The sequence below is a fragment of the Micromonospora marincola genome, assembly GCF_056150385.1.
This window is the reverse complement of record NZ_JAXCFT010000025.1, coordinates 51,296-61,101: the sequence shown is the minus strand read 5'-3', so window position 1 is coordinate 61,101 and position 9,806 is coordinate 51,296. Positions and strand designations below refer to the sequence as shown.

The following is a 9,806-nucleotide window of genomic DNA, read 5'->3' as shown; positions in this document are numbered from 1 at the left end:
CGCACCACCCCCGCTTCTCAACCCCCCCCGTCCCGCCCCGGGTCGGGGGCGCGCCCGGGGGGGGGCGGGCGGGGCCCCCGCCCCGCCCCCGGCTCAGGTGACCGGCAGCGCCTTCCCGCCGGCGCCCCGGACCGAGCGGGTGAGCGTCCGGTCGGACACCCAGAGGAAGCACTGCACGCCCCGGTCCCCGTCGCGCCACTGCTGCTCGAACGGGTGGTAGATGATGGTGCCGGCCCGGTACTGCAGGTTGCCGTCGTTCGGCAGCTTGGCGTACTTCGCGATCAGCCCCCGGCAGGCCTTGTGCGCCCGCAGCGAGGTGCGCTGGAACTCGGCGTAGGTGATGTCGGGCGCCTGGTAGATCCCGACGAACTCGGCGTGGTGCTTCGCCGTGCAGGCCACCGGCCGCATCGCCTGGACCTCGTCCTTGCTCAGCTTCGGGTTGAAGCAGGCGAGCGCCAGCGGTGAGCCGCGCTTGAGAGCGCCGCGCAGGCTGCCGGTGCGTGCGGTCACGTTGCCCTCGTCCAGGTCCGACACCTCCGCGACGTCGCAGCGGTACCAGCGGGCGCCGCCGGACCAGGCCAGGGCCGACGGGAAGACCACGGACATCTGCAACCGACCGGAGCGCCAGTCGGCGCCGACCGCCCGGGTCACCTGGCGGGCGCACTCGGCGTTCGCGGTGCGGATGCCCGCCGAACCGGCCCGCGGTGGCGCGGAGCGTTCGGCCTCCGGGCCGGTGAGCGTGCCGACGTGCAGCGTCTCGGCCCGGTGCTCGGCGGCGCAGTCGACAGGTTGGTAGCCGCTGAGGTAGCCGACGTCGGCGACGGTGGGATGGCAGACGTCGGTCTTCGGCACGAAGCCCACCGGGGCGGCGAAGGCCGGCCACTCGTCGGTCAGGTCGCGGTCGACCCCGGCCGGCGCCTGGCAACCGCCGAGCGCCAGCACCGCCACCGCGCCCACGGCGACCGCCGCCCACCATCGCCGCATCGCAACCGACCTCCCCGCCGTCCGGCGCCGCCCGGCCGACCGGTACGCCTCGGCGACGCAGCATACGGCACCGGCCCCTAGATCACGGGTAGTCCCTCGGGGCCGACGTCGCGCATCGAGCGGGTCAGTTTGCGGTCGTCGCTCCACAGGAAACACCGCACCCCCCGGTCGCCCTCCTCCCACTCCCGCTGCGACGGCGGGTAGAAGATGGACCCGGCCCGGTAGGGCAGCTCGGCGTTGTCCGGCACGTTGGCGAACGTGGCGATAAGCGTCATGCAGCGCCGGTGCGCCGACGGTGCGCTCCGGGCGAACTCCGCCCAGCTCATGTCGCGTTCGGAGTAGACGCCGACGAACTCGGCCCGGTGCGGTTCGGTGCACAGCACCGGCGCCATGTAGTTGAGGTTCGCGCCGATCAGCTTCGGGTCGAAGCACCTGTGCACGAGCGGGTTGTCGCCGACGAGCGCGCCGCGCAGGCTGCCCACCCGGTTGACTGGCCGGGTGTTGTCGATGCTGTCGGTCTCGGCCAGGTCGCAGCGGAACCAGCGGGCGCCGGCCATCCATGCGGTCGCCGGCGGCAGCGCGATGTTCAGGGTGAGCCGGGCGGCGTGCCAGTCCCCGCCGATCATTTCCCGGGCCCGCTGGTCGCACTCGGTCCGGGCGTTGCGCAGCTCCGGTGAGCCCGGCTCCGGGCGGGCGCCGCTCGCGGCCCGCCCGGTGAACGCGCCGACGTGGACCGCCTCGGCCAGGTGGCTGCCCGCGCAGTCCACCGTCTCGTAGGTGGCCGCCTGCACCACCGCGGTCAGCCGCGGCAGGCACGCGTCGGTGGCCGGGACGAACAGCCGCGGCGCGGGCAACGCCGCCCAGTCGTCGATGAGGTCCCCGTCGGCCCGGTGCGCCGGGGCGCAGCCGGCGAGCGTCGCCGTCACCGCGCCGACAAGCGCGAGCGTGTGGAGCCACCGTCGCATTGTCCGCCCTTTCGCCGGAGAGATGGCATCCGGTCGCCGCGGGCCCGTGCGGCGCCCCCGCGCCCGGGCGTGCAGCATATGTGACCGTCCCGGTAGGAGTTTCGCCATCTTTCAATCGATCGGCCAGTCACACACGACTATTCGTGCCGATTCCACGTCCATGCGGGCCGATACTGTACGACAGGTGATCGAAGGATCACAGCCTGTTCCTCGTGGTGCCGCGCCGCAGCCGGCCGGCGAGCGCGTTCGTACACTGGCCCCGTGACCGTACCGCCGCCCGTCGTCGCGCCAAGCATCCTGGCCGCCGATTTCGCCCGCCTCGCCGACGAGGTCCGCGCCGTGGAGTCCGCCGCCGACTGGCTGCACGTGGACGTCATGGACAACCACTTCGTGCCCAACCTGACCATCGGCCTGCCGGTGGTGCAGAGCCTGCTCGCCGTGACCGAGATCCCGTTCGACGTGCATCTCATGATCACCGATCCACGCCGCTGGGCGCCCGGGTACGCCGACGCCGGCGCCTACAACGTGACGTTCCACGCCGAGGCGTGCGACGACCCGGTGGCGCTCGCCAAGGACCTGCGCTCGGCCGGGGCGAAGGCGGGGCTGGCGATCGACCGGGACACCCCGATCGAGCCGTACCTGGACCTGCTGCCCAGCTTCGACACGCTGCTGATCATGACGATCAAGGCCGGCTTCGGCGGCCAGCGTTTCCTGCCGTCGCTGCTGGACAAGGTGCGCGCCGCCCGCCGGCACGTGGACAGCGGGCACCTGGAGCTGCGCATCGAGGTCGACGGCGGCATCGCCGCGGACACCATCGAGCAGGCCGCCGCCGCCGGCGCCGACGCGTTCGTCGCCGGCACCGCGGTCTACGGCGCCGACGATCCGGCCGAGGCCGTACGCCGCCTGCGGGGCCTGGCGGAACGCGCGACGACCGGGGCCTGAGATGGACCCGGCCGGCGACCGCCCCGACGTCATCCTGGTCGTCGACGACGACGAGGACATCGCCCGCTTCGTCGAGTTCAACCTGCGCCTGCACGGCTTCGAGGTGTTGCACGCCGCCGACGGCCAGGAGGCGCTCGAGGTCATCGAACGGCAACGGCCGGACCTGGCCGTGGTCGACCTCATGATGCCCCGCGTCGACGGCCTGGAGCTGACCCGCCGGCTGCGCGCCGACCCGATGACCTCGGCGCTGCCGGTGATCATGCTGACCGCCAAGGGGATGACCTCCGACAAGGTCAACGGGCTCAGCGCCGGTGCCGACGACTACCTGGTCAAGCCGTTCGACACCGCCGAGCTGGTCGCCCGGGTCAGCTCCACGCTGCGCCGCAACAAGGAGTTCCGCGAGGTCTCCCCACTGACCGGCCTGCCCGGCAACAGCCGCATCCGGCGGGAGATCAGCGACCGGGTGCGCAGCGGCGTCGACTACGCCGTCGGCTACGTCGACATCGACCGGTTCAAGAGCGTCAACGACCGGTACGGCTTCGTCCGCGGCGACGAGTTCATCTCCGCGCTGGCGCGCAGCCTGCACCGGGCGGTGGTGTCGATCGGGCTGCCGCCGGCCTTCCTCGGCCACGTCGGCGGCGACGACTTCGTCATCGTCTGCGCGCCCACCCAGGTCCGGCCGCTGACCAGCCGCGCGGTGGTCGACTTCGAGCGGGCCGCCGACACGCTCTACGACCCCACCGACCGGGAGCGCGGTTTCGTCGAGCTGAAGGACCGGCGGGGCAACATCCGCCGGGCCGCGCTCGTCACCCTCTCCATCGGCGTGTCGCTGTCCGACAGCGGCAAGCGGTTCACCGACCCGCTGGAGGCCATCGCCGTGGCGTCGGAGATGAAGACGGTGGCCAAGAGCCAACCCGGCTCGTACGTGGCGGTCGACCGCCGCCGCGGCGTCACCTGACCGGACGCCCGCGCCTGTGAGGTAGCTCGCCTCTGTGGCGCGCGTCGCGCCGGAACGTGTAAGACTTCCGGGGTACCCACCACGCGCTGGCGGGGCTCGGTGAAATTCCGAACCGGCGGTGATCCACGGTCCGACCGTGGTAAGCCCGCGACCCGGACGGCTTCGGCCGGACGGTGGACCTGGTGAGAATCCGGGGCCGACGGTTGGGGTGCGGCTCGTCCGCCCCCAGAAAGTCCGGATGGGAGACAGCGCGCGGAACGGGGGAGGCCCGCTGGCCGCTGAGCACCCTCAGCCGCCTCGTGGGCTCCCCGGGGCCGGCCATGCCGTTCCCGGGATCTCCGCCGCCGCGTGTCCGCGGCCACCGTGCCGCTGCCCCCCACCCCGCCCGCGCGTGACAGGCGAGCGGGAGGGCAGGGCAGGCCATGGCGAGCGTCTCCGTCGACGAAGCGATGCGTCGTGCCGTCACGCTCGCCGCCCGCGGCCTCGGCGCCACAAGCCCCAACCCGATCGTCGGCTGCGTGCTGCTCGACGCCGACGGCGAGGTCGTCGGCGAGGGCTTCCACGCGTACGCCGGCGGACCGCACGCCGAGATCGTCGCGCTGGCGCAGGCCGGCACGCGCGCCCGCGGCGGCACCGCGGTGGTCACGCTTGAACCCTGTGACCACACCGGTCGCACCGGCCCGTGCAGCCACGCGCTCATCGCCGCCGGTGTCGCCCGCGTGGTGATCGCCGTGCCCGACCCCAACCCGGTGGCCTCCGGCGGCGCGGCCACGCTGCGCGCCGCCGGGATCCAGGTCACCCTCGGGGTACGCGCCGAGGAGGCCGGGGCCGGCAACGTCGCCTGGCTCACCTCGATGCGCCGCGGCTGGCCGTACGTCATCTGGAAGTACGCGGCCACGCTCGACGGGCGCTCCGCCGCCGCCGACGGCACCAGCATGTGGATCACCTCGGAGGCGGCCCGCACCGACGTGCATGCGCTACGCGGCACCGTCGACGCGGTGCTGGCCGGGGTGGGCACCGTGCTCGCCGACGATCCCCGGCTCACCGCGCGCAACCTGCGCGACGGCACGCTCGCCATCCGGCAGCCGCTGCGGGTCGTGGTGGACAGCTCGGGGCGTACCCCGGCCGACGCCCGGGTCCGCGACGGCGCCGCGCGCACCTGGGTGGCGACCGCCGCGGAGGTCGGCGCCGGCCCGGACGGCCGGGTCGACCTGGCGGCGCTCCTCGCCGAGCTGCACCACCGCGGCGTGCGGGCCGCGCTGCTGGAGGGCGGCCCCACGCTTGCCGGCGCGTTCCTCGCCGCCGGCCTGGTCGACCGGATCGTCGGCTACGTCGCGCCGAAGCTGCTCGGCGCCGGCCCCACCGCGCTCGCGGACGCGGGCGTGACGACAATCGCCGATGCCATCGACCTGGAGATCACCGACGTTACGCCCGTCGGTCCCGACCTGCGGATCACCGCGCTGCCCCGGAAGAGGGAGGCCTGAACATGTTCACCGGCATCGTCGAGGAGCTGGGCGAGATCGTCCGGAGCACCGAGACCGGGGACGACTCGGCGCTCGTCGCCATCCGCGGCCCGCTCGTCACCTCCGACGCCAGGCACGGCGACTCCATCGCGGTCAACGGGGTGTGCCTGACCGTGGTCGACGTCGACGCGGGCGTCTTCACCGCCGACGTGATGGGCGAGACGCTGCGCCGCACCGCGCTCGGGGCGCTGCGCCCCGGCGACCCGGTCAACCTGGAACGGGCCGCCGCGCTGAACAGCCGGCTCGGCGGGCACCTGGTGCAGGGGCACGTCGACGGCGTCGGCGAGGTGACCGCCCGGGAACCGGCCGCGCAGTGGGAGACGGTCCGGTTCCGGCTGCCGGCCGGGCTGGCCCGCTACGTGGTGGAGAAGGGCTCGATCACCGTCGACGGCGTGTCGCTCACCGTCGCGGAGGTGGGCGACGACTGGTTCACCGTCGGGTTGATCCCGACCACCCTGAAACTCACCACGCTCGGCGCCAAAGCGCCCGGCGACCCGGTCAACCTGGAGGTGGACGTGCTGGCCAAGTACGTCGAGCGGCTGATGGGGGGTGCCAGGTGACAGGCCCGATCGCCTGGCTGCTGGACGCCCAGGTGCACGTGGCCGGTTCGCCGGTGCTGGTCCGGGAGGTCGTGGGCAACGTGTTCGGGCTGGTCTCGGCGCTGCTCGGGCTGCGCCGGGTGGTGTGGGCCTGGCCGGTCGGCATGATCGGCAACGGGCTGCTGTTCACCGTGTTCCTCGGCGGCGCCTTCGCCACCCCGCAGGCGCACGACCTCTACGGTCAGGCCGGCCGCCAGGTCTTCTTCTTCGCGGTGAGCGTCTACGGCTGGTGGCGCTGGTCGCGGAACCGCCGGGCCGGAAGCGGCGCGGAACCGGCCGTGGTGCCCCGCTGGGCCACCTGGCGGGAGCGGCTCGGCCTGCTCGTCGCCGCGGCCGTCGGCACCGCCGCCGCGTACCCGGTGCTTGCCGCGCTCGGCTCGTGGGGGCCGCTGCCGGACGCCTGGATCCTGGTCGGCAGCCTGCTTGCCACCTACGGCATGGCCCGCGGCTGGGTGGAGTTCTGGCTGGTCTGGATCGCCGTCGACGCGGTAGGCGTGCCGCTGCTGCTGCGCGGCGGTTTCTACCCGTCGGCGGCCATGTACCTGGTCTACGGCGCGTTCTGCGCGGCCGGCTTCCACACCTGGTGGCGTACCTCGCGGACCGTCGTGCGCACCCCGATCCCGGCGACGTACTCGGAGGTCGTGGCGTGACAAGCTTCGGTTCGATCGAACAGGCGGTGGCGGACATCGCCGCCGGCCGGCCCGTGGTCGTGGTCGACGACGAGAGCCGGGAGAACGAGGGCGACCTGATCTTCGCGGCCGAGCTGGCCACGCCCGAACTGCTCGCGTTCATGGTCCGCCACACCTCCGGCTACGTCTGTGTGCCGCTTACCGAGTCCGAGTGCGACCGGCTGGACCTGCCGCCGATGCACCACACCAACCAGGACCGGCGCGGCACCGCGTACACGGTGACCGTGGACGCCCGGGAGGGGGTCAGCACCGGCATCTCGGCCGCCGACCGGTCGCACACCATCCGGCTGCTCGCCGACGCCGGCACCGACCCGACCAACCTGGCCCGTCCGGGGCACGTGGTGCCGCTGCGGGCCCGGGCGGGCGGGGTGCTGCGCCGCCCCGGGCACACCGAGGCGGCGGTGGACCTGACCCGGCTGGCCGGGCTGCGCCCGGCCGGGGTGCTCTGCGAGCTGGTCAACGACGACGGCACCATGATGCGCCTGCCGGACCTGGAGAAGTTCTGCGCCGAGCACGGGCTGACGCTCGTCACCATCGCCGACCTGATCGCGCACCGGCGGCGCACCGAGAAGCAGGTCGAGCTGGCCGCCGAGGCGCGGATGCCCACCCCGTACGGCGTGTTCCGGGCGCTCGGCTACCGCGCCGAGCACGACCCGTCCGAGCACGTCGCGCTTGTCTTCGGCGACCTCGGCGACGGCCGGGACGTGCTGGTCCGGGTGCACTCCGAGTGCCTCACCGGGGACGTGTTCGGCTCGCTGCGCTGCGACTGCGGGCCACAGTTGCAGGCCGCACTGGCCCGGGTCGCCCAGGAGGGGCGCGGGGTGGTGCTCTACATGCGCGGGCACGAGGGCCGCGGCATCGGCCTGCTGCACAAGCTCCAGGCGTACCAGTTGCAGGACCAGGGACGTGACACCGTGGACGCGAACCTCGACCTGGGGCTGCCGGCCGACGCGCGGGACTACGGCACCGGCGCGCAGATCCTGTACGACCTCGGCGTCCGCTCGATGCGGCTGCTGACGAACAACCCGGCCAAGCGGGCCGGCCTGGAGGGGTACGGCCTCACCGTCACCGGCCGGGAGGGGCTGCCGGTGCGGTCCAACCCGGAGAACGTGCGCTACCTGCGCACCAAGCGGGACCGGATGGGCCACCTGCTGGACGGGTTGGACGAGGTGGGCGAGGTGACCGAGGCACCGATGGGGCGTCCGGTCGCCGGTGACGAGAGGGGAGCGTAGGACGATGGCGGGTTTCGGGGAGCCGGGCGTGACCGAGGTGGACGCCGCCGGGATGACCGTCGGCGTGGTGGCCGCGCGCTGGCACGGTGAGCTGACCGACCACATGGCCGACCGGGCGGTGGCCGCCGCGCAGGCGTGCGGCGCGCGGGCCGTGGTGGCCCGGGTGGCCGGTTCGGTGGAGCTGCCGGTGGTGGCCCAGGCGATGGCCCGGCGCTTCGACGTGGTGGTCGCGCTCGGCGTCGTGGTGCGCGGCGCGACCGCCCACTTCGACTACGTCTGCCAGTCGGTCACCGAGGGGCTGACCCGGGTGGCGCTCGACGAGGGCAAGCCGGTGGCGCACGGCGTGCTCACGGTGGACACCATCGAGCAGGCCCGGGACCGGGCCGGGCTGCCCGGCTCGGCCGAGGACAAGGGCTGGGCGGCCACCGTAGCCGCCCTGGACGCCGCCCTCGCCGTCCGCGCCCTCGACGCCGCAACCGCCCACCGCGTCGGCTTCGCCTAACTGTCCCACCCCCCACCCGCCGCCGCCGCGGTGATCATGAAGTTGGCGGCGACAAAACGGACGCGGGCTGACGTCAACTTCATGATCACCCGCTTGGCCTCCGCAGGGGCGGGTTGGGTTCGTCGATCTTGGGCTTGTGGTGCCAGGGTATGTCGGTTCTGGGCTGGTATCGGAGGTGCCGCAAGTCCAAGATCGACGTCATTGCGCGAGGTCTTGGCGGGCGATGGACTCGGGGGAGGGGCTTTCCTTCGAGATCCGGCTCAGGGGTGTGCGGGAGGGATGTCCGTTAGGTGGTCCGGGGCGTTTCGCGGCGCGGGGCGGGCGTGGTTGACTGCCCCGGTGGCCGAGATCGCGTACGCGGAGCTGCGGGGGCTGCGGGTGGGCTATCGGAGGTGGGGTCCGGGCAGCGGCCGGCCGCTTGTCGCGCTGCACGGCGGCGCCGGTTCGGGAGAGAGCTGGGCCGCGCTGGCCGCCGCGCTCGGCGACACCACCCGCACGTACGCGCCCGACCTGCGCGGCTACGGCGCGACCGGGCCCGCTGAGGCGTACTCGCTGGAGCTGGTCCGGGACGACGTGCTGGGGCTGCTCGACGCGCTGGCGCTGCCCCGGGTCGCCCTGCTGGGCCACTCCTCGGGCGCGGTCGCGGCCCACCTGGTCGCCCGGGCCCACCCGGACCGGGTGGCGGCGCTGGTGCTCGTCGAACCGCCCCCGCCGGTGCCGCTCGGCCTGCGGCTGCCGCCCCGGCCGGACGGGCCGCTGCCCTACGACTGGGCCGCCCGGCAGGCGGTGGTCGCCGAACTCAACGCCCCGCCTCCCACGTGGTGGGCGGGGTTGGCGGAGATCACCGCGCCGACCCTGGTGGTGGCCGGCGGCCCGACGAGTCACCTCCCGCAGCGCGAGCTGGCCCGGATGGCCGCCCGGATCCCCGCCGCGCGCCTGGTCACCGTCGACGCCGGCCACGCGGTGCCCACCGCGCGCCCGGCCGAGTTCGCCGCCGCCGTCCGCTCCTTCCTCGCCGGACTGCCCGGCGGGCCGCAGTGGTGAGGTGGGCGACGCGGGTGGACCCGGTGGACGCGCTCGTCCGGGCCGGCTGGAAGAATCGGCTTCCGTGAAGACGTTCGAGGAGTTGTTCGCCGAGCTGCAGGCCAAGGCCGCCGCCGGCACCCCGGGCTCGGGCACGGTCGACGCGCTCGCCAAGGGCGTGCACTTCATCGGCAAGAAGGTCGTCGAGGAGGCGGCCGAGTCGTGGATGGCGGCCGAGCACGAGGGCCCGGAACGGACCGCGGAGGAGATCTCCCAGCTGCTCTACCAGGCGCAGGTGCTGATGCTTGCGACAGGTCTGGAGCTGAAGGACGTCTACCGACATCTCTGAGTGCCCGTCCGCTGATCATCCGATCGAACGAAGGAGCACT

General features: G+C 73.8%; 11 protein-coding genes and 1 riboswitch. Of the genes, 9 read left to right on the top strand and 2 right to left on the bottom strand.

Annotation, left to right across the window (positions count from 1 at the left end; genetic code table 11):
- Positions 1-93: 93 nt before the first annotated feature.
- Together SM450_RS29210 and SM450_RS29205 are read right to left on the bottom strand one after the other, a co-directional pair.
- A complete protein-coding gene (locus tag SM450_RS29210) occupies positions 94-984 on the bottom strand; it encodes a septum formation family protein (RefSeq protein ID WP_474622999.1) in 891 nt (296 codons plus the stop codon).
- A 77-nt stretch (positions 985-1,061) separates the two neighbouring features.
- Complete coding sequence (locus SM450_RS29205) at positions 1,062-1,949, bottom strand: septum formation family protein (protein WP_474622998.1); 888 nt, start codon at positions 1,947-1,949, stop codon at positions 1,062-1,064.
- Between the two features lie 261 nt (positions 1,950-2,210).
- On the opposite strand from SM450_RS29205, the gene rpe reads away from it, so the two are divergent.
- From rpe to SM450_RS29160, 9 genes are all read left to right on the top strand, one after another.
- Positions 2,211-2,891: a ribulose-phosphate 3-epimerase gene (rpe, locus tag SM450_RS29200; RefSeq protein WP_474622997.1), complete on the top strand. Its 681-nt coding sequence runs from the start codon at positions 2,211-2,213 to the stop codon at positions 2,889-2,891.
- Between the two features lies 1 nt (position 2,892).
- A complete protein-coding gene (locus tag SM450_RS29195) occupies positions 2,893-3,849 on the top strand; it encodes a response regulator (RefSeq protein WP_474622996.1) in 957 nt (318 codons plus the stop codon).
- An 81-nt stretch (positions 3,850-3,930) separates the two neighbouring features.
- A riboswitch (FMN riboswitch) is annotated at positions 3,931-4,103 on the top strand.
- A 168-nt stretch (positions 4,104-4,271) separates the two neighbouring features.
- Complete coding sequence (ribD, locus tag SM450_RS29190) at positions 4,272-5,333, top strand: bifunctional diaminohydroxyphosphoribosylaminopyrimidine deaminase/5-amino-6-(5-phosphoribosylamino)uracil reductase RibD (RefSeq protein ID WP_474622995.1); 1,062 nt, start codon at positions 4,272-4,274, stop codon at positions 5,331-5,333.
- A 2-nt stretch (positions 5,334-5,335) separates the two neighbouring features.
- A complete protein-coding gene (locus tag SM450_RS29185; protein WP_474622994.1) occupies positions 5,336-5,932 on the top strand; it encodes a riboflavin synthase in 597 nt (198 codons plus the stop codon).
- Positions 5,929-6,621 (top strand): nicotinamide riboside transporter PnuC, encoded by a 693-nt coding sequence (pnuC, locus tag SM450_RS29180; protein WP_474622993.1) that lies wholly within the window; start codon positions 5,929-5,931, stop codon positions 6,619-6,621. The genes SM450_RS29185 and pnuC overlap by 4 nt, the downstream gene beginning before the upstream one ends.
- Entirely contained in the window at positions 6,618-7,892 is a 1,275-nt protein-coding gene (locus tag SM450_RS29175; protein WP_474622992.1) for a bifunctional 3,4-dihydroxy-2-butanone-4-phosphate synthase/GTP cyclohydrolase II, read from the top strand. The genes pnuC and SM450_RS29175 overlap by 4 nt, the downstream gene beginning before the upstream one ends.
- A gap of 4 nt (positions 7,893-7,896) precedes the next feature.
- Entirely contained in the window at positions 7,897-8,394 is a 498-nt protein-coding gene (gene ribH, locus SM450_RS29170) for a 6,7-dimethyl-8-ribityllumazine synthase (protein WP_474622991.1), read from the top strand.
- Between the two features lie 339 nt (positions 8,395-8,733).
- A complete protein-coding gene (locus SM450_RS29165; protein WP_474622990.1) occupies positions 8,734-9,438 on the top strand; it encodes an alpha/beta fold hydrolase in 705 nt (234 codons plus the stop codon).
- A 64-nt stretch (positions 9,439-9,502) separates the two neighbouring features.
- A complete protein-coding gene (locus SM450_RS29160; protein ID WP_281583702.1) occupies positions 9,503-9,766 on the top strand; it encodes a phosphoribosyl-ATP diphosphatase in 264 nt (87 codons plus the stop codon).
- Positions 9,767-9,806: the final 40 nt, after the last annotated feature.